Source organism: Methylocystis sp. (assembly GCF_051061285.1).
In the GTDB taxonomy this organism is placed as follows: domain Bacteria; phylum Pseudomonadota; class Alphaproteobacteria; order Rhizobiales; family Beijerinckiaceae; genus Methylocystis.
In genome coordinates this window covers 173,249-196,711 of sequence record NZ_JBPFEA010000040.1, presented here as the reverse complement: position 1 = coordinate 196,711, position 23,463 = coordinate 173,249, and the positions used below count along the sequence as shown (strand labels likewise).

Below are 23,463 nucleotides of genomic sequence, written 5' to 3'. Positions count from 1 at the left end.
AATGTCGGGCTGCGGCTCCAAACGATAGCCGCGCGTCGGCACATAGTAGCTCCTCTTTGCCAGCGAAGCCGCTGGCGCTCCGGGACCAGCAGCGACACCCATGCCATCGGTCTTCGTCTTCACCGAGGCTTTTTCCGGCGCGGCTGTTTTTACGCCGCTATCCGACTGCCCCCCTTTTCCCGAAACTTCCTTAGAGGGCGCTTTGTCTTCGGCGCACGCTATTTCGGGAACGCCAAGGGCGGCGCCGACAACGGCGCCAAACGCGGCTAATCTTAACTTCTTTCTGTTTTTGCTTATCGACATCGACTTTTGTCCCGTATCGCTTAACCCAACTCCGGTTGACGCGCTTTGAGCGACGGACCGATATGTAAATTGTATACATATCGGTATGCCGTCACGGTTGAGCTGTTAAGCTCATGTTTTAGTCAACTAGATTTTTCGACTTGCGCTGTTGCGAAATAGCCACAGTAAACGCTGCCACTGCAGCCCGCGCCTTAATGTTCGCGTCGACATTCGAGCTCTCTCTCGTCCGCCGAGGGCGCCCCTCTGCGAACTATTTTCCGTCCAAGCCGCAAGAGGCAGTAAAGCGAAAGCGTATCTTTTTGTCTATAGATTTAGTAGGCTAATAGATATATCGAGCGAAGCCGTTGCCGTAATGTCACAATTTGTCAGATTGGACGCCGCCATAGCGACCAAACCAGACCGCCGCCCTATTTCTGCAGGGCGAAGAAGAGGCGCGGATATCGCAGAAGCACTTTGCCGTCTGGCTGACGGGGATAGGCCTGCGCGAGCCTGTCTCTGTAGCGCGTGAGAAATTCGGCGCGCTCATTTGCATCGAGCAAGTCGAGGAAGGGACGAAGGCCCGATCCTTCGAACCACTCGACCACGCCGTCAGGGCCGTCGAGCGGGTGGACATAGACCGTCTGCCAAATATCGATCGTGCTGCAGAGCGGCGCGAGCAGATTGTAATATTCCTCGAGCGGGCCGAGCGCCATGATCGACTTGGCGACTGGAAGCAGTCGCGACGCCCAGGGGCCATCCGCCGCCACCATGCGCATCGCCGCGTGCGAAAGCTCATGCGTATTGTTCGGCATCTGGACCGCAAGACGTCCGCCGGGCCGCAAATAACTCAATAGCCTTGTCATCAACCCGCGATGATCGGGGAGAAAATGCAGCGCCGCATTGGCGAAGATGAGATCGGCGGGCTCCGACGGGCGCCAATGCGCGATGTCCTCTTTGATAAACGTCGCCGTCGGCGTGCACGCGCGGGCGACCGATAGCATATTGTCGGATTTGTCGATCCCGATGATGTCGGCGCCGGGAAAGCTCATCGCGAGGAGCCGAGTGCTGTTTCCAGGTCCGCATCCGAGGTCAAAAACCGCTCGCGTATCGCAGTAAGGCACGTGCGCAAGCAGGTCGCGGGCGGCGCGCGTGCGCTCGGCTTCGAATTTCAGATAGAGCGCCGAATTCCAGTCGTTGGCGGCGTTCTTCTCATCGATCGCGTCAGCAGGGGCCGCGCTCAAATGCCGTCTCCGGCGTCGACATAGTCGCCATTCTCGTCGGCCGCAAAGATACGGGCGTTCACCAGCGAAAGCGGCACGCGGCCGCCGAGCGAAGCCGAACGTTCGAGCGGCGAGTCGATCTCAAGCGTTTGATCATAGCCGTCGATGGCGATCGTGGCGCGAACGCCGGCAGGCGTGCGCCGCAGGCTCTCGACGCGTCCTTCAAGATCGCCGTTCCCTTCAGCCGCGACGGCGATGTCCGCCGGGCGGAAGAAGACTCTCGCCGGTCCGCTGCGCAAGCCATGGGTGTCGATGTGCAATTCGCGGCCGCCGAACGTCACATGGCCGTCGGCGATGGTGACGGGCAACGCAACCGCTTCGCCAACGAAGGAAATGACGAACGGCGAAGCCGGACGATCGTAAAGTTCTTCAGGCGCGCCAATCTGTTCGATGCGGCCTTCATTGAGCACGACGACACGATCCGCAAGCTCCATCGCCTCATCCTGATCATGGGTGACGAAGACTGTCGTCAATCCCGTTTGCTTATGGATGTCGCGCAGCCAGCGGCGCAAATCCTTGCGCACGCGCGCGTCAAGCGCCCCAAATGGCTCGTCCAGAAGCAGCACGCGCGGCTCGATGGCGAGCGCGCGCGCGAGCGCGACGCGCTGTCGCTGGCCGCCGGAAAGCTGCGCCGGATAGCGGCCGCCAAGTCCGTCAAGCTGCACGAATTGCAGAAGGTCCGTGACGCGCGCCTGGATCGCCGCCCGCGAGGGACGCGTGCGTCTGGGGCGAACTCTCAGACCATAGGCGATATTGTCGGCGACGGTCATATGTTTGAACAGCGCATAGTTCTGAAACACCATGCCCACATGGCGGTCCTGCACGGGAAGATTGGTCGCATTCTCGCCGTCGAAGAGGATCCGGCCGCGATCGGGAGAATTGAGGCCGGCGATCACGCGCAGCAGCGTCGTCTTGCCGGAGCCCGAGGGTCCGAGCAGCGCGACGAGTTCGCCAGGCTGAATGTCGAGGCTGACGTCGCGCAAGGCCGCAAAGGCGCCGAAATCCTGCGCCACTCCCTCGATGCGAATGGAAGCTCCGCGCTTACTCGCTTCAGTGGCGGCGAGCGCGTCCGGAGAGCGCGTCGGCATGACGCCATTCGAGGAAGGTTTTGAGCCCGAGTGTGACGAGCGCCAAGCCTGCAAGAAGAACCGCGAGCGCGAAGGCGGCGACATTATTGTACTCATTGTAGAGTATCTCCACCTGCAGCGGAATTGTATTGGTCAAGCCGCGTATGTGGCCGGATACGACCGAAACGGCGCCGAACTCGCCCATGGCGCGGGCGTTACACAGCAGCACGCCGTAAAGCAGGCCCCATTTGACGTTGGGCAGCGTCACTGTCAGAAAAGTTTTGAAGCCGGAGGCGCCGAGCGTGAGCGCCGCTTCCTCCTCAATCTTGCCCTGCTCCTCCATCAACGGAATGAGTTCGCGCGCAACGAAAGGAAAGGTGACGAAGATGGTCGCCAGCACGATGCCGGGCACGGCAAAGATGATCTGCACGCCGTGAGCCGCGAGCCACGGGCCGAAGAGCCCCTGGCCGCCGAACGCCAGAACATAGACGAGGCCGGCGACGACCGGCGATACCGAGAAGGGCAGATCAATCAGCGTCACGAGAACGCTTTTGCCCGGAAACGAAAATTTGGCGATCGACCAGGACGCCGCGAGTCCGAACACAAGATTCGCCGGCACGGCGAGCGCCGCGACAAGAAGCGTCAGACGGATCGCGGCGCGCGCGTCGGGATCGCCGAACGCTGCAAGAAAGGATCCGATCCCTTTACTGAAGGCTTCAACGAAGACGATGGCAAGCGGCGCCAAAAGAAAGATCGCGAGAAACAGCACCGCGGTCGCAATGAGCGCGTAACGCGCAAACGACGAGTCGTGCGTGACCGGTCGCAATTTGACGCCGCAACCGCTGCCGCTGGACGTGACCGCGATCTCAGACATGGCCGAATCTCCTGCGGCTCCATGCCTGGACCAGATTGATGAGAAGCAGCGCGGCGAAAGAAATCGCCAGCATGATCGTTGCGATTCCGGTCGCGCCGGGGACATCATATTGTTCAAGCTTCACGACGATGAGCAGCGGCGCGATCTCGGAGACGTAAGCGATATTGCCGGCGATGAAGATCACCGAGCCATATTCGCCAATGGATCTGGCGAAGGCGAGCGCGAAGCCGGTGAGCAGCGCCGGCGCCAGGGGCGGCAGCATCACACGGATGACGGTTTGCAGCCGGCCCGCGCCGAGAGTGGCGGACGCCTCCTCCAACTCCACTTCAAGTTCCGAAATAATCGGCTGCACGGTGCGCACGACGAACGGCAGACCGATGAAGATGAGCGCGACCAAAATGCCCCAGCGGGTGAAGGCGATTTTGATGTCGTAATCGGCAAGCGGCGCGCCGAACCATCCGTTGGGCGAATAAAGCGCCGCGAGTGAAATGCCGGCCACGGCCGTCGGCAGCGCGAAGGGCAGATCGACGCATGCGTCGAGCAGTCGACGGCCAGGAAAATCGTATCTTGTGAGCACCCAGGCGACGATGAGGCCAAAGAAGAGGTCGACGACCGCCGCCGCGAAGGAAATGAAGAAGGTCGTACGCAGCGCTGCAGCGACGCGCGGCTCCGAGGCGATCGCATAGAGGCCGGAAAGTCCTAATCCCGATGACTGCCAGATGAGCGTCGCGAGCGGAAACAGGACGATCACGCCAAGATAGATCAGCGTATAGCCGAAGGTCAGGCCGAAGCCTGGAATGACGCTCGGCGCCGCGAAGCGCCGAGCGTTTTTGCCGACAAGGCTCGGGGAGGTCACCTTGTCAGCTCTTGTTTCTGAATCTCGTCGAAAATGCCGCCGTCGGCGAAATGTTTCTTCTGCGCCGCCGCCCAGCCGCCGAAAGTCTTATCGACGGTAATGAAATCGATCTTGGCGAATTTCTTTACGTCGTCCTTCGCCGCATATTCGGGATGAACGGGACGATAGAAATGGCGTGCGACGATCGCCTGCGCCGGCGGCGAATAGAGGAAGTCGAGATAGGCCTCCGCGAGCTGCCTGTTGCCTTTGGCGTCGGCGTTGGCGTCGACGACGGCGACCGGCGGCTCGGCCAAAATCGACTGCGGCGGCGTCACGATCTCGAACTTGTCAGCGCCAAATTCCTTGAGCGCAAGGAAGGCTTCGTTCTCCCAAGCAAGGAGCACGTCGCCGATGCCGCGCTGGGCGAAGGTGATCGTCGAGCCTCGCGCGCCCGTGTCCATGACCGGGGCGTTCCTGTAGATCGCCTTGACGAAATCCTTGGTCTTGGCTTCGTCGCCGCCGAACTTCTTCAGCCCATAGCCCCAGGCCGCAAGATAGTTCCAGCGCGCGCCGCCGGAGGTTTTGGGGTTGGGCGTGATCACCGCCACGCCGGGCTTGGCCAGATCGTCCCAATCCTTGACGGCTTTCGGATTGCCCTTGCGGACGAGAAACACGATCGTCGACGTATAGGGCGACGAGTTATTCGGTCGGCGCTTTTGCCAATCGACCGGAATTTTACCGCTCTTGCTGGCGATCGCGTCGATGTCGGCGGCGAGCGCCAGCGTCACGACATCGGCGTTCAGCCCCTCGATCACCGCGCGCGCCTGCGCGCCAGAGCCGCCATGCGACGCCTGAATTTCGATCGTTTCGCCGGTCCGGGCTTTCCAGTCCGCCGCGAACGCGGGATTGATCGCCTTGTAGAGTTCGCGCGTCGGGTCATAGGAGACGTTCAGGAACGTCTGGCCCGCTTGAGAATGCGCGCTCGCCAGCATCGTAAGCGCAACCAAGCCCCCTAAAATTCCCAGACCAAAACCCTTCTGTAAATTCTCGCTCATGGTGACTTCTCTCCACTAGTCTATAAAAACGGTAGCATAAGTATATTGATTGGGCAAGACGAAAAAAGCCCGCGTCAAGCTGGCCTGTTTGGCGTCAGCGACGTTTGGAGTTGGACGGCAGCGAAGGAAAGCCTACCAGCGCAGCACTGCGCCGCCCCAGGTCATTCCCGCGCCGATCGCCATCATCGCGATGACGTCGCCCTTTTTCAGCTTTCCGGCGCGATTCGCCTCATCGAGCGTGATCGGCATCGAGGCGCTCGACGTATTGCCGTAGCGGTCAATGTTGATCCAGCATTTCTCGAAGGGAACGCCGAGATTCTGCATCGCGGACTCGATGATGCGCTTATTCGCCTGATGGGCGATCACGTGATCGACGTCGGCTGCGGTCAGACCGGCGGCCTCAAGCGTGTCGCCGACCACTTCAGGCAACAGCCGCGTCGCCACCTTATAGACCTCGCGCCCGCGCATCTTGATTTTGCCGGCCTTTTCTTCGAGCATTTCCGCGGAAGGCGGGCGGCGGCTGCCGCCGCCATAGATGCCGAGAATGCCCGTCATTGAACCGTCCGTGCGCAGGCTCGCGGCGAGCAGGCCGCGCCCTTCCTCTTCGCTGGCGCCGAGCAAAATTGCTCCAGCGGCGTCGCCAAACAGCACGCATGTCTCGCGATTGGTCCAATCGACGAAGCGGCTGAGGGTCTCGGCGCCAATCACCAGCGCGCGCTTCACCTTACCGCTTCTGATGAACTGGTCGGCGATGGACAGCCCGTAAAGAGAACCGGCGCAGGCCGCGCCGACGTCGAAAGCGAAGGCGTTCTTCGCGCCGAGCTGCGCCTGAACAAACGACGCGCAGGACGGCGTCGGCGCATCGCCTGTCACCGTGCACACAACGATCATGTCGACGTCGTCCGGCTTTACGCCAGCGAACTGCAGCGCCTCGCGCCCTGCGGCCGCGGCCAGATCCGACGTGGCCTCATGCTCTGCAGCCACTCGGCGCTCTTTGATGCCGGTGCGGCTGACGATCCACTCATTGTTCGTCCTGACGATTTTCTCGAGGTCGGCGTTGGAGATGATGCGCTGCGGCGCATAAGACCCAGTTCCGAGAACTATGGAATTCGTCAAGACGTGGCGCTTCCTTCTGAGACGGCGTGGCTAAAGCTCGTAGCGAGGCGCTATTCATTAAGAGCGGCTCAGGCCGAGCGCAAATTTTTCTTTTTGAACTCCGGCAAGGGCCCACATCGTCGCTGACTTATTGGCTTTTTTGCGCCAGCGCAGAAACATCTCCCAGAACAAGGGCCTCAATTCTTTCTTAAAGCGCGCGCAACTAGACAAATTCGGGGCTCGTCGGAGTTGGTTTATGGTCCACGCTATCATCTTTGCCGCCGTCGCGCTCTTCGCTCTCATTGCCGCGCTGACAGCGTAACGCTGAGCCCGCGATTGCAAAGTCCGCCGCCACATGGCAAGGGGCGCCATGCAGGATCAACAGAGGCCGCTGAGCGCCGCCCCGCGCGTCTCCTTCGTCTCGCTCGGCTGTCCGAAGGCCCTCGTTGACAGCGAACGCATCGTCACGCGGCTGCGGGCCGAAGGCTACGAGCTCTCGCGCACCCACGCCGGGGCCGACGTCGTCATCGTCAACACCTGCGGTTTCCTCGATAGCGCCAAGGCGGAGTCGCTCGAAGCGATTGGCGCTGCGCTGAACGAAAACGGCAAGGTGATTGTCACCGGCTGCATGGGCGCCGAACCCGAAGCGATTACGGCGCGCTTCCCGCAGGTGCTGGCGATCACCGGCCCGCAGCAGTATGAGAGCGTCGTCGACGCCGTACATCGGGCCGCCGCGCCCGCGCATGACCCGTTTGTCGATCTTCTCCCCGAACAAGGCGTGAAGCTCACGCCGCGCCACTACGCCTATCTGAAAATCTCGGAAGGTTGCGACAACAGCTGCTCCTTCTGCATCATCCCGCATTTGCGCGGGCCGCTCGTCTCGCGGCCGGCGGCCGATGTGCTGCGCGAGGCGGAAAAGCTGGCGCGCGCCGGCGTCAAGGAGCTGCTGGTCATTTCGCAGGACACGAGCGCCTACGGCCGCGACATTCGCTACGCCGAAAGCATGTTCGGCGACCGTCGCGTGCGCGCGCGCTTTCTCGATCTGGCGCGCGAACTTGGCGATCTCGGCCTATGGGTCCGCCTGCACTACGTCTATCCCTATCCTCATGTCGACGAGGTCATGCCATTAATGGCGGAGGGGAAAATCCTTCCCTATCTCGACATTCCTTTGCAGCATGCCGCGCCGAATGTGCTGAAAGCCATGAAACGCCCAGCGAATGATGAAAAGACCCTGGCGCGCATTCGCGCCTGGCGCGAGGCGTGTCCCGACCTCGCGCTGCGATCGACGTTCATCGTCGGCTTTCCCGGCGAGACCGACGCGGATTTCGACTATCTCTTGGATTGGCTGGAGGAGGCCGAGATCGACCGCGCCGGCGCCTTCAAATATGAGCCCGTCGCCGGCGCGCCGGCCGAGGCGCTTGGCCTACCTGCCGTCCCCGACGAGGTGAAGGAGACGCGCTGGCGGCGCTTCATGGCGAAACAGCACGCGATCAGCGCTCGGCTGATGAGGCGCAAAATCGGCAAGCGCCTTTCCGTCATCATTGACGAACCGGGCGGCGGACCATCGGGCGCGCTCGCCAAGGGCCGCACCAAGGCCGACGCGCCGCAGATCGACGGCGCAGCCTTTATCGCATCGCGGCGCCCGTTGCGCGCGGGTGACATTGTCACGGCGAAAATCGAGCGCGCGGAGGCATATGACGTCTATGGCGCGGCGACCTAAAGCAGCCCTATATTGAGGCCAAGCACAGAATATCGGGAGAGAAGCCCATGACCGAAGAACCCCATGACGAGGCCAAGCCGCAGGAAGCCCCGCCGCCCAGGCCTGAAGATGCGCCGACGCAGCCGCAGCTGCCGAAGTTCGTAATTCCGCGCAGCCTTTACATCGCGACCGCGCTGATCGTCATCGGCTCATTCGCCATTACGCTCTTTGTGCGCAATCCCTATACGCAGTCCGTGACCGAGGGCGGCGGCTTTTACGAGCACAGCACGGACAATTCGGCGCTGATGTGGGTCGCGATCTTCGTCGGCATTCCTCTGAGCTTCTGGGCCTATAAGCGCTGGATATTGCCGCTCTTCGAGCGCAAATAGCGCCAACGTCTTCCGCGAAGGCGACGCCGGCGCGGCGGCAATTGCGTCAATTCAAGACCGGCGCGTTTATCAACGCGCGCCGGCGCGCAATTCGGTCGAAGAGCGCTCGAGTCTCGGCCCGTGCAGATAGACCATCGCCGGCGACGGCGTCACCGCGAGCATGCCGGCCTCGCTCTCGGGAATTCTCGCGCTCTTGAAATAGACCGCCGCCTTGGCGTTGGCGGCTTTCAGCGTCGCGCCCGGCCGGTCGATGACGGCGATCGGCGTCGTCCGCGCAATGTCCTGCCATCGCCGCCACCGATGAAACTGCAAAAGATTATCCGCGCCCATGATCCAGACGAAACGCACGCCGGGGCAATGTGCGCGAAGATAGTCGATCGTGTCGCAGGTGTAGCGCGCGTCGATTTCAGCCTCGAATCCGGTGAAGGCGACCCGCGGATCGCGCAGGATCTTTTTTGCCGCCGCTATTCGCCATTGGATTGACGGGAGTTCGCTTGCGTCCTTGAGCGGATTGCCGGGCGAGACGATCCACCACAGCCGATCGAGCTTCAAGCGCGTCAGCGCGACGCGCGAAACGAGCGCATGGCCTTCATGCGGCGGATCGAACGAGCCGCCGAAAAGGCCGATGCGCATGCCGGGCGCGTGAGGCGGGAGACGGACGGGGGCGGAAGCCATCGAGCTGATATGCGGCGCAAGCTTGGGTTAGATCAAGCTTTCTCAGGCGGCGCGCGGTTCAATCGCGCTGAGTTCGGAGCCGATCTTCCGGCGCCTGGCCATAAGGTCGTAGTCCGCCTGCAGCCCAAGAAAGAAGCCTTCCGAAATCCCGAAATATCGCGCCAGGCGCAAATCCGTGTCGGCGGTGATCGCGCGCCTGCCGAGAACGATCTCATTGATGCGGCGGGGCGGCACGCGAATGGCGCGCGCGAGCGCATTCTGGCTCAGTCCCATGGGCTTCAAAAATTCCTCGGCAAGAATTTCGCCCGGGGTCGGGTTGGGCAACAGCTCAGTCATGGTAGTCGACGATCGTGACATCGGACGGCCCTCCCTCGATCCAGATAAAACAAATGCGCCATTGGTCATTGATCCTGATCGAATGCTGGCCGAAACGATCGCCTTTCAGCGCTTCAAGACGATTGCCCGGCGGCACGCGCAAATCATTCAATTTGCGTGCTTGATTGAGCAGGCGCAGTTTGCGCAGAGCCACGGCCTGAATGTCAGGCGGCAGCCTGCGGCTGCGGAGACCCGACCAGATCGATTCAGTCTCGGAGTCGGCGAAACTCCTGATCATGAAAATTTATAACGCATAACGTTATACGCTTCAATTGCCAGCGCAAGCGAAACTGGAGCAAGAAATGCTTAGGCGGCCGATCGAGCCGGGGGAAACTGTCATATGCCGATAATGAAAGTGAACCGGCGCTAAAAACGTCTTCAGAAACTGCGCACACTCGCGTCAGAGTCAGTCATCCCCCCCGCACCTGGCCGTCGCCATAGACGCGATATTTGAACGAGGTCAGCTGCTCGACGCCGACGGGTCCGCGCGCATGCATACGGCCCGTGGCGATGCCGATCTCGGCGCCGAAGCCGAATTCGCCGCCGTCGGCGAATTGCGTCGAGGCGTTGTGCAGCACGATCGCCGAATCGACCTCGTTCATGAAGCGCTGCGCCGCATCGGCGTCGCGCGTGATGATGCAGTCGGTGTGGTGCGAGCCATAGGTCTCGATGTGATCGATCGCGCCCGCTAAACCGTCGACGACGCGCGCCGCGATGATGGCGTCGAGATATTCGGCGCGCCAGTCGTCTTCGCGCGCCGGCTTCACCCGCGCGTCGGCGGCTTGGGTCGCTGCGTCGCCGCGCACTTCGCAGCCTGAATCAATCAGCATCGAGACGAGCGGCTGAAGGTGGGTCGCGGCGCAGGCCTTGTCGACGAGCAGCGTCTCCGCCGCGCCGCAAATGCCGGTGCGCCGCATCTTGGCGTTCAGCAGCACGCGTTTCGCCATTTCGAGATCGGCGTCCCTATGCACGAAGACATGCACGATGCCTTCAAGATGCGCGAAAACCGGCACGCGCGCCTCATGCTGCACGCGGGCGACGAGACTCTTGCCGCCGCGCGGCACGATCACGTCGATATTGCCGTCGAGGCCCGCCAGCATCGCGCCAACCGCGGCGCGGTCCGCCGTCGCGACGAGCGAGATCGCCGCTTCGGGAAGCCCGGCCTCCTTCAGCCCCGCGACAAGGCAGGCGTGGATGGCGGCGGACGAGCGCAGGCTCTCCGAGCCGCCGCGCAGAATCGCGGCGTTGCCGGCCTTCAGACACAGAGCGCCGGCGTCGGCGGTGACATTCGGCCGGCTTTCATAGATCACGCCGATGACGCCAAGCGGCGTCGAGACGCGCTCGATTTTCAGGCCGTTCGGGCGATCGAAACGCGCCAGAACGCGGCCGACCGGGTCCGGCAGATCGGCGATTTCCTCCAGTCCACGGGCGATCGCCTCGACGCGGGCGGGATCGAGCGTCAGCCGATCGAGGAAAGACGCCGCCGTCCCGCGCGCCTTGGCGTCGGCGACGTCGAGCGCATTGGCGGCGAGTATGGCGTTGCTCTGGCGGCGAATTTCGGTGGCGGCTGCGCGCAGCGCCTTGTTCTTGGCGTCGGCAGAGGCGAGCGCCACCGCCCGCGCCGCGGCCCGCGCGGCGCGCCCGAGCGCGACAAACGAGTCGCTCAGCGTCGCGTCTGCGCCGCCTACGTGCGGCTCGCTGCGTATAGCCTGCGTCATGGCTTTCTCACGGGACATGCTGGAGTTTCGCTAACATGGCGGCCCAGGCAAGAAAAGCCGCACTCAAGAAAAGCCGCCCTTGCGAGGCCTGTCGCGATATGAAAAAAGGCCGCATGTCCGCGCTTCAAGAGAATCCGTTCACTGGGCCCTTGGCGGCCGAATATGACGTGCTGCGGCTGATGTGTCCAAACGCCGCCACGCTCGCCAAAAAAATCGGCGACCGGGTCGCCGAATGGCGTTCCGACGCAGGGCCGCTCGACGGCTTCGAGATCGGCTGCGGAACGGGGATCAGCACGCTGGCGGCGCTCTCGGCGCGGGACGACCTCAAGCTCACCGCGATCGACAGCGCCGGCGAAATGCTCGATCAGGCGCGAACCAATCTCGCCGATTACGCGCTAGCGGGCCGCGTCGAATTTATCGAAGCCGATGCGCTGACGGCGCTGCGCGCGCTGCCCGACGCCCGCAAGGATGTCGTCATTTCGAATTACGCGATCCATAACTTCCCTGACGACTACCGTAAGGCCGTGGTTTCACAGATTTTCCGCGTCCTGAAGCCGGGCGGAATTTTCGTCAACGGCGACCGCTATGCGATGGACGACCCGGCGGCGCATCTTGCCGATACGCAAGCCGTGGTGCGGGGTTGGTTCAAGATTTTCACGAAGATGAACCGACTCGATCTGCTTGAAGACTGGATCGTGCACCTGCTGAGCGACGAATCGCCCCAGCACATCATGTATTTCGAGCCTGCTCTAGAGCAGTTGCGCGCCGCGGGCTTCGCGCCGGTCACGGTTGAATTCCGCGACGGCGTCGACACGCTGGTGACCGCGATGAAGCCTGACTTTTCAACGAAGAACGCATGTTGATCGGATAAGGTTTCCTCATCCTGAGGAGCGCCCGAAGGGCGCGTCTCGAAGGACGAGGAAACCTTCGTTCGCATCCTCTGCTTCGCCTCGCGCTTCGAGACAGCGGCTACGCCGCCTCCTCAGCATGAGGGCGTATGCGGCCAAACTCGCAGCCGCTCGCACCGCCAGTTCCCACTCTCGCTGATCATGCGCTATAGCGCGCGCCATGGACCTCGCGCTTCTCGCTCTCTTCGCCGCGCTCGTCACCGCCATTTGCCAATCCGTCACCGATCTTGGCACCAAGGCGGCGACGCGAACGGCTGATGATCGCGCCATTCTCGCCGCGCAATGGTGCGCGGGCGCTGTCCTGCTGATCGTCGCTTGTTTCGTCCTTTACCCGGGCCTGCTCAGCGCGCCGCGCGAAACGCTTGCGTCGCTGACGAGGCCTGGCTTTTGGACTCTGCTGGCCTGGTCAGGCGCGCTCAACGTCGTCGCCTATGTGCTGTACATCCGCGCCTTCCGATTGTCCGACGCGTCGCTGGTGGCGCCGCTCGTGTTGCTCACGCCCGTGCTGATGCTGTTCACCTCGCCGATCATGACCGGCGAGCACGCGCCGCCGTTGGGGATCTTCGGCGTGCTATTCACCGTGCTCGGCGTCGGCTTGCTCGACGCCGACCGGGCAAACGGACGTCGTTTCAACTTCCATGTCTTTGCGCGCGACAAGGGCGCGCGGATGATGATCGGCACGGCGGTGATCTGGAGCGTCACCGCCAATATCGACAAGCTCGGCGTCAGGGCGTCGACGCCGCTGATCTGGATCGCGGCGGTGACGATCGTCATTTCGCTGTGCGCCCTGCTCTACTGGCTTGCCGGGCGCCGGCCCGCGCCAAGCGCGTTCGATCTGCGTTACGCCATCGGCGCGGGTTCGGCGATGGCCTTCGGCAATACGTTGCAGATGTGGGCGCTGACCGTGCTGTTCACGCCCTATGTCATCGCCATTAAGCGCCTGTCGGCGCTCTTCACGGTCGTCGCGAGCGGGCGTGTGCTGAAGGAGGAGTCAAGCAGCCGGCTGCTTGGCGCAGCGGTGATGTTGCTTGGCGCAGTGATGATCGCGCTGGCGCGGGAGTAAGACGTCAATAATGATAGCGACACTGAGCAATCAGCAAGGCGCCGTCTTCGACGCGATAAACGAGGCGATGCTCGCGATCGATGCGCCGCGACCACCAGCCGCGTAAATCGCCACGTAATGGTTCCGGCTTTCCAAGCCCTTCAAAGGGCGTGCGAGCGCACTCTTTGATGAGCATATTGATGCGTTCGAGAGTCTTTTTATCCTATGTCTGCCTATAGAGATAATCGGCCCAAGCCTGCTCGGAGAAGACGAGCTACATTCAACGAGCTTGCGCTCTTTTCCACGCCCCGAGTCGAGTTCCTGGACGGCAGCGCGCAGGCGCTCGGCGTTGCACGGGCTTTTCAGAAGATGATTCGTCTCCGAAAAGCCGCTGATCGAAGATCGCGGATATACGATGTTCGGAGCATCTCGCCTTTCGGCCAGTCTAAACACGTAAGAACGATGCATCCCACGAACTTTGTGCGCCTTGAATCGCCTCGCGGCAATCAACTCTTTCCAACAGAAAAGCCAAAAGTCGATCAATGGCATAATCGTCATCGAGATGGACGAACAGCAGATGAGTCGGACATTTTTCGCCTTCGTAAGTCGGAATAGGGCTCGTTTGCTTCCAGCCTTTACCCCGACCTTTTCTCGTCTTGACCGAAACGCGCCAGCCGGCGGAAGTCTCAAAATCGTGCTCATACCGATCGCCGACCAATGAGCCGCCGAAGAGCGTCTTTCCATATATTTCGCCGAGCCAACCTACGTGCTCATTGCCCTTTAATCGATTGCCGACCGCATGCTCCGTGATGCGTTCACGGATGCGCCGCTCAATCTCGGAAAGCTGTATGAAAAGCTCAGCGAAGTCCGCCTGCAATAACTCCAGGGCCGTCGGATCAGGGGACGTCATTCGTCACTCCTCCATCTTCAGCGCGGCGATGAACGCCTGCTGCGGAATCTCGACGAGCCGAACCGGCGTATCCTCTTTCAGATTTCCTACCTCGTAGCGGCGCCGTCAAACCCGCGCCAGATGCGACTGGACGTAGACCTCGGCGAGAGGGAGGTCGAGGCCGATCGAAGCCAGATGGAGGACGCCCGCCGCGTCGACGACCTCGGGGTTTTCTGGCCACTCGCCATTCGCGTTCCGACGCAGCAGTTCGGCTTTCATGCGCGTGGAGTGCACGATCAATATTTCGACGACGCTCGGCAGCGAGGCGTAATGTGGAACGTTGTCCCATGTGTCATTGGCGTTGCCGGGCGAAAGCACTTCGATCAGCAGGACCGGATCGGGCATTGTCAGTATGCCGGGCGCGTTGGGCGCGCAGGTCACGCCGAGGTCGGGAACGCGGAAATTCCAGTCCGCGCGAAGGCGCGGCTGCACGCCCGGCGTAACATTGATCCGGCAGCCGGGGCGGTTCTCCCGCAGGTGCAAGCCGATCGCGATCGCGAGATTCGACTGGATGAGGCCGTGCGTGTCGTTCGGCGGCGCCATCGCGCGCAAGACGCCGTCGACGAGTTCATAACGCGCATTGGTTCCGTCGCCGGGCCATTCGAAAAAATCGGCGACCGTCATCAATGGCGGAAGCTTGACTTGGGCGCCGGTCATAAGGTTCTACCTATTGTGAGCGTTGCCGGACCGTCAAACGCCAACGAATCGGGGATAGGATCGCCGTTCGAGGCGAGAGTTTCTATGAAAACCGCCAGAGCCTCCTCGGCGTTTTGCACAGCGGCTTCGTAAGTCTCGCCCCAGGTCTGGCAACCGAGCAAGGACGGAAAATAGGCAAGGTAGCCGCCGTCGGTCTCGTGGCGCTCGATGACGAGGGGATAGGCGAGGGTCTTCAGCATAGAACGTTCATATAGCAGGGTCGTGGATTTCGACCAAAGGCGATAGATGGTTCCGCTACGCGTTCGGCCGATCGCCGCGGCGAGGAGGTCCTGACGCCCTACTCCTCCATTTTCAGCGCCGCGATAAACGCCTCCTGCGGAATCTCGACGCGGCCGAACTGGCGCATCTTCTTCTTGCCTTCCTTCTGCTTCTCCAGGAGCTTGCGCTTGCGGGTCACGTCGCCGCCATAGCATTTCGCCGTGACGTCCTTGCGGAAGGCGCGCACCGTTTCGCGGGCGATGATCTTGCCGCCGATCGCCGCCTGAATCGGCACCTGGAACATATGCGGCGGGATCAGCTCCTTTAATTTCTCGCACATCTGCCGGCCGCGTCCGTCGGCGCGCGTGCGATGCACGAGCATGGAGAGCGCGTCGACCGGCTCGGCGTTGACGAGAATGCTCATCTTGACGAGATCGCCGGCGCGATAGTCGGTGATCTGATAATCGAAGGACGCATAGCCCTTCGAGATCGACTTCAGCCGGTCATAGAAGTCGAACACCACCTCGTTGAGCGGCAGATCGTACACAGCCATGGCGCGCTTGCCGACATAGTTGAGATCGACCTGCACGCCGCGCCGGTCCTGACAGAGTTTCAGCACCGAGCCGAGATAGTCGTCGGGCGTCAGGATGGTCGCCCGGATCCAGGGCTCGTTGATCTCCTCGATCTTCACGACATCCGGCATGTCGGCGGGATTGTGCAGCTCGATCTCGTCGCCGTTCGTCAGCGTGATCTTGTAGATGACCGACGGCGCCGTCGCGATGAGATCGAGATCGAATTCGCGCTGCAGCCGCTCCTGGATGATTTCGAGATGCAGCAGGCCAAGAAAGCCGCAGCGGAAGCCGAAACCGAGCGCGGCGGAGGTCTCCATTTCGTAGGAGAAGCTGGCGTCGTTGAGGCGCAGCTTGCCGATCGCCGCGCGCAAATCCTCGAAGTCGGCGGCGTCCACCGGAAACAGTCCGCAGAACACCACGGGCTGCGCCGGCTTGAAGCCCGGCAGCGCCTCGGCGGTCGGCTTCTTGTCGTCGGTGATCGTGTCGCCGACGCGCGTATCCGCCACCTGCTTGATCTGCGCCGTGATGAAGCCGACTTCGCCGGGACCAAGCGACGCGACATCCTGCATTTTGGGACGAAAGACGCCGATCTTATCCACTTCGTAATGGGCGTCGGCCGCCATCATCTTGATCTTCTGGCCCTTCTTCAGGGTTCCATCGAAGATTCGCACCAGCACGACGACGCCGAGATAAGCGTCATACCAGCTGTCGACGAGCAGCGCCTTCAAAGGCGCCTTCTCGTCGCCATTTGGCGGCGGCAGGCGCGTGACGATCGCCTCGAGCACGTCGGGAATGCCGATGCCGGTCTTGGCCGAAATGAGCACCGCGCCCGAGGCGTCGAGCCCGATGACCTCCTCGATCTGCTCCTTGATGCGGTCGGGCTCGGCCGCCGGCAGATCGATCTTATTCAGGACGGGAACGATCTCATGGCCGGCGTCGATGGCCTGATAGACATTGGCGAGCGTCTGCGCTTCGACGCCCTGAGAGGCGTCGACGACGAGCAGCGAGCCTTCGCAGGCCTTCAGCGAGCGGGACACCTCATAGGCGAAGTCGACGTGGCCCGGCGTGTCCATCAGATTGAGGACGTAATCCCTGCCGTCCTTGGCCTTGTAGTTGAGGCGCACCGTCTGCGCCTTGATGGTGATGCCGCGCTCGCGCTCGATATCCATCGAATCGAGCACCTGCTCGACCATGTCGCGCGCGGCGACCGTCCCTGTCTCCTGAATGAGCCTGTCGGCCAAGGTCGATTTGCCGTGGTCGATATGCGCGACAATCGAGAAATTGCGGATGTTTTCGATCTTGTGGGCGGTCATGTGCGCGGGGATAGCAGCGCCCGCCAAGGAATGAAAGGGCGCGTCAGCCCGCGCCCGGCGCCATTTCGAACGCAGGGCACCCCAGGGCGCGCGACGGAGCCTTCTGGAAGGCTATTTCTTCTCCATCCGCGCCTCGAGCTCCGCCTTGCCCTTGTTAAAAAGCTCGATAGCCTTGGGCACGGCCCAGCGGATGAAGGCGTCCGCCGCCTTCACGGCCATGCAGCCGACCTGGGTCACGAGCGAGACCGTCTTGTCGAACCAGGGCAAAGCCGCGCTGTCGGCGGGAATCTTGCCTCTTACCCAGGCGACGCCATCCCTGGTCTTTTCCGAGATGAGGCTCCACAGCACGACGGCGGGATCGGATGAGGGCGCGGTGGCGATCGCGTGGCGCAGCCGCACGACCTCCGCCGCAGCCTCGTCGGCCCGGCGAATGGCGGCCTCGAGCTGCCGGGAGGTCTCAAGCGCTTTCGTCGACGCCCCGGCGTTCTCCGCGGCGAGGCGGTCGCGCTCCGCGGTCATCGCCGCCAGGCTGTCGCGAACATCGTCGCGCTCCTTGGCGTAGGCGTTCGCCTTCGCGACGATCTCGGACTTCTCGAAAATCTGCCGGTCGCGCTCCATGCGCGTCGCTTTGAGCTGCTCCTGCAGATTGGTCAGTTCGGAGCGGGAAACCGTATCTTCGGGTTGCGATGAAGTTTCTTCGGACATGGCCGCCTCCTTTGAGGAGAGGATGGCTCGCGATGTGCGAACGGGTCGCGCGAGCAAAAACGGAATGGCCTCGGTGGCGGTTCGGCCTCAAAATCGCGCGCCAAGCGCGACCATGTTTAGTGTCAAAAAACTGATTCTGCAAAACCGGCGCAGCGGCGCGGCTATTGCACACTGTACCCCCGTGGATTGGCTGTTACTGCGCGCGACCGGCGGCGGACTGCGCGCGCTGCGCCGCCGAGAGGCAGTCGCGCGGCGCCGCCAGACATTTATCGCGCGCCGCGCCGGCGAGCGCGTCGCCACCGGCGCGAATCAGCGCGGATGCTTTCTCGATAGCGTCCTGTACGAGGCCAGCCGCGTGCTGCGGCGCTGATGCGCGGACGGCTGCGCTTTTCGGCGCAACTGGCGCGTGATCAGACCGCCATTGCAGGGCGACGCAGACGAGGAGAATGCAAATCGCGCATTTGGCGAGAAAAACCAACACTTGTCTCCATCTGGGAAAGCGGTTTTCTTTGTATGTGATGTCGCCGCCAGGTTGAGCCTTCGTAAACGCTCCATCGATTCTTTCCCTGAAAGTTACGGCAATAAAATGCAAACCATGTCGATGCGTCGCCGAGCAACGGGGGAAGCTTTCGCATCGGCTTAGCGGCTGCTTAAGGACGCCCTGCTATCGCTATTGCCGATAGGGAGCGTAGGCCTTGAGTAGCATCGCCGAGGACAGCCACGACCGGTCTTGCGTGGACGCCGCATTGCATGAGCGGGTCGCCGGACGACCGGTGGAAGAGGCGCGTCATCGGGCGTTCATTATTGCTCGGCTCGTCGTCGCCGCCTGTGTCCTGCTCTCGGCGCCGCTGTTTCTCTTCTTCCGCGGCGCGCCGACGACAAGCGACTGCGTCCTTTTCCTGCTCGCGCAGATCCCGCTCGCCTCCGTGATCGTGTTGTCGCGCGCGGGAGATTTGCGCATCGCGCGGAGCCTCTCGATCGGCGGCTGGCTCGCGATGGCGACGGCCATCCACGCGCTGACGCCGGGCTACGACGCCTTTTCAATCGCGCTGCTGCTCGTTGCGCTCGTCGAGGCTGCCCTGGCGCCCGACGTCGGAACGGTCATTGTCATAGAAGTGGTCGCCATCGCCGCCCTCGCGCTGACAGCCGGTCTCAATCTGCGGGCGCCGCGCGAACTGCTGACGGAACATGCAACGACGACCATGCTTCTCGGAGCGCCGCTATTTCTCTATATCGCCGCTCTCGTCTTCGGCGCCGTCCGGGTCGAGCAGGCTCGCGCCCGCGCCGAAGCGCGCAATGACCGCGACCTCATGCTCCTGACAGGCGCCGTTGGCGACATCCTGCTGCACCTCGATCGCGCCGGCTTCGTCAAAGCGGTCCTGGGGGGCGGGCGCCACGTCTTTGATCTCAAGCGCGATCTGATCGGCCGCGAATTCTTCCAGCGTATTCACGTCGCCGACCGGCCGAGCTTCCTCAAGGCGGTCTCCGACGCCGTCGACGGCAAGGCGGTGGCGACCGCAGCCGTTCGCGTTCAGGTTGGCGTTGCGCGCAATGCCGCCAGCGAATTCGTCGCGCCCGTTTTCAACTCTTTCGAGGCGCGCGTGCGCCGCGCTCAATCCAACGGCGAGGAAGGCGCGGCGGAGGCCGTCCTCTGCGCCCTGCGAGACGTAAACGCCACGCTCGAAGCCGATATCGCGCTTGCGGCGGCTCACGCGGCGGCCGAGCGCGCCGCAACCAGCAACGTGCGCCTTCTCGCCAATGTCAGCCACGAGCTGCGCACGCCGCTCAACGCCATCATCGGCTTCTCCCAAATGTTGGCGACCGACGAGATTGCGCCTTCCGAACCCGCCAAACAGCGGGAATATGCGTCAATCATCAGCGACTCCGGCCACCATCTGCTCGAGATCGTCAACTCCATCTTGGACATGTCCAAGATCGAATCCGGCGCCATGGAAATCGCCGTTGAGACTTTCGCTCTGCAGACGCTCGCCGATCAGTGCTGCGACATGATGCAGCTGAACGCCGATCAGTCGGGCGTGACGCTCGCGCGCGAATATGCCGAAGCCCTTAGCGAGATCGTCGCCGACAAACGCGGCTGCAGGCAGATCCTGATCAACCTGCTCTCTAACGCACTGAAATTCACGCCGCGCGGCGGCACAGTCAAGCTGCTGCTTCAGGCCGAAGGAAATCACGTCGTCGTCATCGTCGCCGACGACGGGGCAGGCATCGCCGCAGGCGATCTTGCGCGGCTCGGCGATCCCTTCTTTCAGGCGCGCGCGTCGCTTGAACGCGGCCATGAGGGGACGGGCCTCGGCCTTTCCGTAGTGCGCGGACTCGTGGGTCTGCACGGCGGCTCGATCGCCATCGAAAGCGGACTGCAGGCCGGCACGACGGTTTCCGTGCGCCTGCCGCTCGACTGCCGTAACAGCGGCGCTACCTGCGCTCCGGCAAGAATCGCAACGATCGCGCGACTTGGCGCGCCGCCAAGCGCGGCCGTCGTCGTCGGCGTAGAACCAGCAACGGTGAAGAAAATTGCGTGACGCCTCGCTCTACGCCTCTCGCTTTCAGGCTTCCCCCGCCGATCGCGCCCCGCCGCGCGACGGACGGCGCAATGGTCGTCGCTCAGTCCTTGCGCGCGTGTTCGGCGCGAAGCGGATCGGCGTCATGCTTATCCTCGGCATCGCCGCCGTGGCCGCGATCGGCGTGCCCATGAACGCGCTGTTCCTCCAGGACGGACGACATCCGGCGCCGCTCTTCTCGTCTCCGCCTTCGAACGCGGTCCTGGGCGCGCCGACGCCGCCGGCGCGACGGCCGGCCGTGATTGAATCCGCGCGGATCGAGCGAGACGCGAATGTCCCCGCGCGCGCCACGCCGAAAGACCTCATCGCCAGCAAGATCGAAAAGCTTGACGTCGCCAAAAGCCCCGACTGGGGCAAGGTCGCGCCGGCGAAAGCGGATCCGCCGCACGCCGCGGACAAGAAGCGGGACGCGATCGGCCTGCTGATCGTCGGCGAGCCGCCACCGATTAAGGCAAGCGCCGACAAGGCCAACAAAGCCGACAAGGCGGCCAGCGCCGACAAGACTGCGCCTGTCGACAAGAACGTTCTTTATGCGCAGCGCGCGCTCCTGAAGCTCGGCTACGTGGTGCGCCCCAACGGCGTTCTCAGCGGCGCGACGCGCCATGCTTTGGAGAAGTTCGAGGGCGACGCCGGCCTTCCGGTCAAAGGCCGGATCACGCCGAAATTGCTGCAGCAGCTCGCGGCGCGCTCCCACGTCCCGCTCCCTTGAGCCGCGCGCGTTCGACAATCACGCCGCTCAAGCGCTAGTTTGCGCCCATGCGACTGAGGTCCGACATATTCGTCTCCGCGCTGATCCGCCGGGCTGAGGTGCAAGGCGCGGTCGCCATGCTGCGCCGGCGCGGGGCCGCCGAGGCCGGCGCGATTTTTGTCAAGCTTGATCGGCTTGACGGGCGCGCCGCGGTCTATGGCCCTGCCCCGCAGAGCGAAGAGCCGCCGGAGGGAGTCGATCGGCTGTTCGCGCGCGTCCACGCCGGCGACTGGCTCGATCCGGCGGACGCCGAGCAGAGGCTCAAGCGCGAGATCATGTTCGACCCGGACCTTTGGATCGTCGAGATCGAGGATCCCGACGGCCGCGTGTTCGTCGACCTCGCCGCTTAGAGAACTCGCTCCAACATTTCGATTTTGAGCAATTCCTTATCGATCACGTGATTCCTTGCGATCGGGAAGCGCTCTAAGCGGATTGATCGAATTTGCGCGATGGCCGCGCCAATGACTGCTGCGGCGCCGCGCGGCGGCGCGTCAGCGCGCCCGGATCTTCTCGCGCCGCACGGCGAGAATTCTCACGCTCCGATCGCGCCGCGCCGGTCATTGCGCCCACGATGCGCGCCGCCGCCCGCTGCGGCGTCGAGCGCATCACGCCGAGCAACATCCGCACGACCTCGACGTCATGGGCAATGCCAGGCTCGGCGCAAAGAAAAATGCGCGTCGCCGATTCGAGCGGGACGCCGATCGCGTTGAGCGCCAGAGCGAGCGCCTCCCCGAGATGATCGACGACGAGCGCGCGCGCCCGATCCTTTCGGCACTCGAGCGCCTCGGAGAGGAGCGCGGCCATCGCCTTGCGATCATGGCGTTGCGCCGCGGCTTCCAGTTTCTCGACGAGAGCGCCGTCGGCGCGAAGCGGCGCTTCGGTCGCGCCGCTCGCCAATATTTGGCGGCAGGCGTTGAGCACGATGGCCGTGCGCTCGAGCCGGTTCGCCGCAAGGAAAAGCGGTTCTGGATCGAGGTCCAGGTCGTCGCGATCGAGCAACATGCGCGCGAGCGTCAGATCATCGCGCGCCGCCAGGACCAATGCGCGCCGGGACGCCGAATCAAAATGCGCGGCGAGATTGCCGGCGAGCGCGCGAAGCACCTCGCTCTCGGGACGCGAGGCAAGCGCCAGCATCGTCTCCCGATCGAGGTCGCGACGGCGGGCGACGGCCGCCGCGAATTGCGCCGGCCCCTGCTCGGCGGTGGCGATCATGTCCCGCTGCGCGAGCTTAGGCGCGAATTGAAAGGCAAGCGCGGCCGCAGCGCCGCCCTTGTCGAAAAGACGCGCGAAAATCGAGGCGGGCGTTTCGGGATGAAAGCAGAGCGGCAGCGCCGCGCGCGCCACTGTTTCTGCATCGACAATGTCGATGAGCCCGAGCGCGAGCTGTTCGAACTGCCGAATGTCGGCCATCGGATGCATCGATCGCTCGACAAACTGATCGACGACCGTCCGAAGCAGCGACGCGTCGACCGTCCGACGCTGTTCCCTATCGGCGCCCATCACTTCACCGCTCAAACTCTTACGCAACTCGCAGAAAATTTAGCATCCGGTCGTTGACGGAGCATTAACCCTCGCCAATTCCTAATCGTCAGGGACGGCTGATTCATCGTCGGCGGAACGAGCTTGGAGAAATCGCCATGGGGAAGGTCATCGCCTTCCAGCCGCGCACGAGGGGGGCGTCGATACGCAACGACGTGCAGCAGCGCGACGCGCAGATCCTATTCTTTCTCGGCGTGCGCTATGTGCGGGTGGACGACGCTCTCGTCAATGAAGCGGCGAAGCCCGCTCCGGAATCATGCGGCGCGCCGCCGGGCGGCGGCAAGCGCAGGCGCCGGGTCCGCGCCTGACCTCAGTCGGCAAGAACGAGCGCCCAATAGACCTTATATTTCGCCCCGGCCGCGTACGCCGTCGCGATGCCCATCCGCTTCACCCGCTTATCCAGCATGCGCGCATTATGCGGCGCGGAATCGCGCCAGCCGGAAAAAGCCTCCGCCAGCGTGCGATAGCCCGCCGATACGTTCTCCACGGCGGCCGGCGTTTGAACGCCTGCGCCGGCGAGGCGGTCGCCGAGTTCGCCGCGCGCCGCAAGATCCCCACTTTGCGCCATGTCCCGCGCCTGCGTCTCCGCGACGCGCTGCAGCCCGTCATCCAGCGTCAGAGCGCCGAGCCCGCTGTTGCGTCGATAAAGCGAGATCATGTCGCGCGCCGTCACGGGATCGACGCGCGCGCCGGCCGCCGCCAGAGAGCGATACATCGGCGGCTCTGACTCCGCCGCCGGGCTCGCCGGCTCGGGCCCGGCGTTGCAGCCGGCAAGCATGCCGAGCGCCAGGAGAATGGCGATGCGAGGAAGAGGCGACGGAAACATTAAGCGCATCTCGCTCCTCATTC

At 63.1% G+C, this 23,463-nt stretch carries 26 protein-coding genes and 1 pseudogene; 9 read left to right on the top strand and 18 right to left on the bottom strand.

Annotated elements, in window-relative coordinates:
• Nucleotides 1-710: 710 nt before the first annotated feature.
• The 6 genes from tam to ACR65T_RS14975 form a co-directional block, all read right to left on the bottom strand.
• On the bottom strand, nucleotides 711-1,523 hold the full coding sequence (gene tam / locus ACR65T_RS15000) for a trans-aconitate 2-methyltransferase (protein WP_434497240.1): 813 nt from the start codon (nucleotides 1,521-1,523) through the stop codon (nucleotides 711-713).
• Entirely contained in the window at nucleotides 1,520-2,650 is a 1,131-nt protein-coding gene (locus ACR65T_RS14995) for a sulfate/molybdate ABC transporter ATP-binding protein (RefSeq protein ID WP_434497239.1), read from the bottom strand. The genes tam and ACR65T_RS14995 overlap by 4 nt, the downstream gene beginning before the upstream one ends.
• A complete protein-coding gene (gene cysW, locus ACR65T_RS14990; RefSeq protein ID WP_434497238.1) occupies nucleotides 2,613-3,503 on the bottom strand; it encodes a sulfate ABC transporter permease subunit CysW in 891 nt (296 codons plus the stop codon). The genes ACR65T_RS14995 and cysW overlap by 38 nt, the downstream gene beginning before the upstream one ends.
• A complete protein-coding gene (gene cysT / locus ACR65T_RS14985; protein ID WP_434497237.1) occupies nucleotides 3,496-4,359 on the bottom strand; it encodes a sulfate ABC transporter permease subunit CysT in 864 nt (287 codons plus the stop codon). Before cysT ends, cysW begins: the two co-directional genes overlap by 8 nt.
• Nucleotides 4,356-5,330: a sulfate ABC transporter substrate-binding protein gene (locus ACR65T_RS14980; protein WP_434497247.1), complete on the bottom strand. Its 975-nt coding sequence runs from the start codon at nucleotides 5,328-5,330 to the stop codon at nucleotides 4,356-4,358. Before ACR65T_RS14980 ends, cysT begins: the two co-directional genes overlap by 4 nt.
• Before the next feature lie 195 nt (nucleotides 5,331-5,525).
• Nucleotides 5,526-6,509 (bottom strand): beta-ketoacyl-ACP synthase III, encoded by a 984-nt coding sequence (locus ACR65T_RS14975; protein WP_434497236.1) that lies wholly within the window; start codon nucleotides 6,507-6,509, stop codon nucleotides 5,526-5,528.
• Nucleotides 6,510-6,858: 349 nt separating this feature from the next.
• Between ACR65T_RS14975 and rimO the strand changes: the two genes are divergently transcribed.
• Both rimO and ACR65T_RS14965 read left to right on the top strand, forming a co-directional pair.
• Nucleotides 6,859-8,208: a 30S ribosomal protein S12 methylthiotransferase RimO gene (gene rimO, locus ACR65T_RS14970; protein WP_434497235.1), complete on the top strand. Its 1,350-nt coding sequence runs from the start codon at nucleotides 6,859-6,861 to the stop codon at nucleotides 8,206-8,208.
• A gap of 47 nt (nucleotides 8,209-8,255) precedes the next feature.
• Nucleotides 8,256-8,576, top strand: a complete 321-nt coding sequence (locus tag ACR65T_RS14965) for a hypothetical protein (protein ID WP_434497234.1) — start codon at nucleotides 8,256-8,258, stop codon at nucleotides 8,574-8,576.
• A gap of 69 nt (nucleotides 8,577-8,645) precedes the next feature.
• Here ACR65T_RS14965 and ACR65T_RS14960 read toward each other — a convergent pair whose 3' ends face one another.
• The 4 genes from ACR65T_RS14960 to ACR65T_RS14945 all read right to left on the bottom strand — a co-directional run bounded on the left by ACR65T_RS14960 (nucleotide 8,646) and on the right by ACR65T_RS14945 (nucleotide 11,344).
• Entirely contained in the window at nucleotides 8,646-9,209 is a 564-nt protein-coding gene (locus tag ACR65T_RS14960) for a nicotinate-nucleotide adenylyltransferase (RefSeq protein WP_434497233.1), read from the bottom strand.
• Between the two features lie 84 nt (nucleotides 9,210-9,293).
• Entirely contained in the window at nucleotides 9,294-9,608 is a 315-nt protein-coding gene (locus tag ACR65T_RS14955) for a HigA family addiction module antitoxin (RefSeq protein WP_434497232.1), read from the bottom strand.
• On the bottom strand, nucleotides 9,580-9,864 hold the full coding sequence (locus tag ACR65T_RS14950; RefSeq protein ID WP_434497231.1) for a type II toxin-antitoxin system RelE/ParE family toxin: 285 nt from the start codon (nucleotides 9,862-9,864) through the stop codon (nucleotides 9,580-9,582). Before ACR65T_RS14950 ends, ACR65T_RS14955 begins: the two co-directional genes overlap by 29 nt.
• A 172-nt stretch (nucleotides 9,865-10,036) precedes the next feature.
• Entirely contained in the window at nucleotides 10,037-11,344 is a 1,308-nt protein-coding gene (locus ACR65T_RS14945) for a glutamate-5-semialdehyde dehydrogenase (RefSeq protein ID WP_434497246.1), read from the bottom strand.
• A 113-nt stretch (nucleotides 11,345-11,457) separates the two neighbouring features.
• On the opposite strand from ACR65T_RS14945, the gene ACR65T_RS14940 reads away from it, so the two are divergent.
• Nucleotides 11,458-12,207 (top strand): class I SAM-dependent methyltransferase, encoded by a 750-nt coding sequence (locus ACR65T_RS14940; RefSeq protein WP_434497230.1) that lies wholly within the window; start codon nucleotides 11,458-11,460, stop codon nucleotides 12,205-12,207.
• A 205-nt stretch (nucleotides 12,208-12,412) separates the two neighbouring features.
• A complete protein-coding gene (locus tag ACR65T_RS14935; protein ID WP_434497229.1) occupies nucleotides 12,413-13,315 on the top strand; it encodes an EamA family transporter in 903 nt (300 codons plus the stop codon).
• Nucleotides 13,316-13,319: 4 nt separating this feature from the next.
• Here ACR65T_RS14935 and ACR65T_RS14930 read toward each other — a convergent pair.
• The 6 genes and pseudogenes from ACR65T_RS14930 to ACR65T_RS14905 all read right to left on the bottom strand — a co-directional run.
• Nucleotides 13,320-13,568, bottom strand: a pseudogene (locus ACR65T_RS14930) (Txe/YoeB family addiction module toxin); the annotation flags it as partial.
• Between the two features lie 171 nt (nucleotides 13,569-13,739).
• Entirely contained in the window at nucleotides 13,740-14,204 is a 465-nt protein-coding gene (locus ACR65T_RS14925; RefSeq protein WP_434497228.1) for a hypothetical protein, read from the bottom strand.
• A gap of 105 nt (nucleotides 14,205-14,309) precedes the next feature.
• Nucleotides 14,310-14,900, bottom strand: a complete 591-nt coding sequence (locus tag ACR65T_RS14920; RefSeq protein ID WP_434497227.1) for a Uma2 family endonuclease — start codon at nucleotides 14,898-14,900, stop codon at nucleotides 14,310-14,312.
• The gene (locus ACR65T_RS14915; RefSeq protein WP_434497226.1) at nucleotides 14,897-15,139 is read right to left on the bottom strand and encodes a type II toxin-antitoxin system HicB family antitoxin; all 243 of its coding nucleotides are present in this window, start codon (nucleotides 15,137-15,139) and stop codon (nucleotides 14,897-14,899) included. The genes ACR65T_RS14920 and ACR65T_RS14915 overlap by 4 nt, the downstream gene beginning before the upstream one ends.
• Before the next feature lie 98 nt (nucleotides 15,140-15,237).
• On the bottom strand, nucleotides 15,238-17,043 hold the full coding sequence (gene lepA / locus ACR65T_RS14910) for a translation elongation factor 4 (RefSeq protein ID WP_434497225.1): 1,806 nt from the start codon (nucleotides 17,041-17,043) through the stop codon (nucleotides 15,238-15,240).
• Nucleotides 17,044-17,154: 111 nt separating this feature from the next.
• Complete coding sequence (locus tag ACR65T_RS14905; protein ID WP_434497224.1) at nucleotides 17,155-17,748, bottom strand: hypothetical protein; 594 nt, start codon at nucleotides 17,746-17,748, stop codon at nucleotides 17,155-17,157.
• A 112-nt stretch (nucleotides 17,749-17,860) separates the two neighbouring features.
• Here ACR65T_RS14905 and ACR65T_RS14900 point away from each other — a divergent pair, with 112 nt between their 5' ends.
• From ACR65T_RS14900 to ACR65T_RS14885, 4 genes are all read left to right on the top strand, one after another.
• Complete coding sequence (locus ACR65T_RS14900) at nucleotides 17,861-18,118, top strand: hypothetical protein (RefSeq protein ID WP_434497223.1); 258 nt, start codon at nucleotides 17,861-17,863, stop codon at nucleotides 18,116-18,118.
• A gap of 325 nt (nucleotides 18,119-18,443) precedes the next feature.
• The gene (locus ACR65T_RS14895) at nucleotides 18,444-20,288 is read left to right on the top strand and encodes a sensor histidine kinase (RefSeq protein ID WP_434497222.1); all 1,845 of its coding nucleotides are present in this window, start codon (nucleotides 18,444-18,446) and stop codon (nucleotides 20,286-20,288) included.
• Between the two features lie 124 nt (nucleotides 20,289-20,412).
• Entirely contained in the window at nucleotides 20,413-21,036 is a 624-nt protein-coding gene (locus ACR65T_RS14890) for a peptidoglycan-binding protein (RefSeq protein WP_434497221.1), read from the top strand.
• A gap of 47 nt (nucleotides 21,037-21,083) precedes the next feature.
• Nucleotides 21,084-21,425, top strand: a complete 342-nt coding sequence (locus tag ACR65T_RS14885; RefSeq protein ID WP_123175601.1) for a DUF1491 family protein — start codon at nucleotides 21,084-21,086, stop codon at nucleotides 21,423-21,425.
• A gap of 73 nt (nucleotides 21,426-21,498) precedes the next feature.
• On the opposite strand, the gene ACR65T_RS14880 is transcribed toward ACR65T_RS14885, so the two are convergent.
• Entirely contained in the window at nucleotides 21,499-22,590 is a 1,092-nt protein-coding gene (locus tag ACR65T_RS14880; protein ID WP_434497220.1) for a DUF2336 domain-containing protein, read from the bottom strand.
• Between the two features lie 122 nt (nucleotides 22,591-22,712).
• Between ACR65T_RS14880 and ACR65T_RS14875 the strand changes: the two genes are divergently transcribed.
• A complete protein-coding gene (locus ACR65T_RS14875; protein WP_434497219.1) occupies nucleotides 22,713-22,922 on the top strand; it encodes a hypothetical protein in 210 nt (69 codons plus the stop codon).
• 2 nt (nucleotides 22,923-22,924) lie between these two features.
• Here ACR65T_RS14875 and ACR65T_RS14870 read toward each other — a convergent pair whose 3' ends face one another.
• Nucleotides 22,925-23,449, bottom strand: coding sequence for a CAP domain-containing protein (locus tag ACR65T_RS14870; RefSeq protein WP_434497218.1), 525 nt, complete (start codon nucleotides 23,447-23,449; stop codon nucleotides 22,925-22,927).
• Nucleotides 23,450-23,463: the final 14 nt, after the last annotated feature.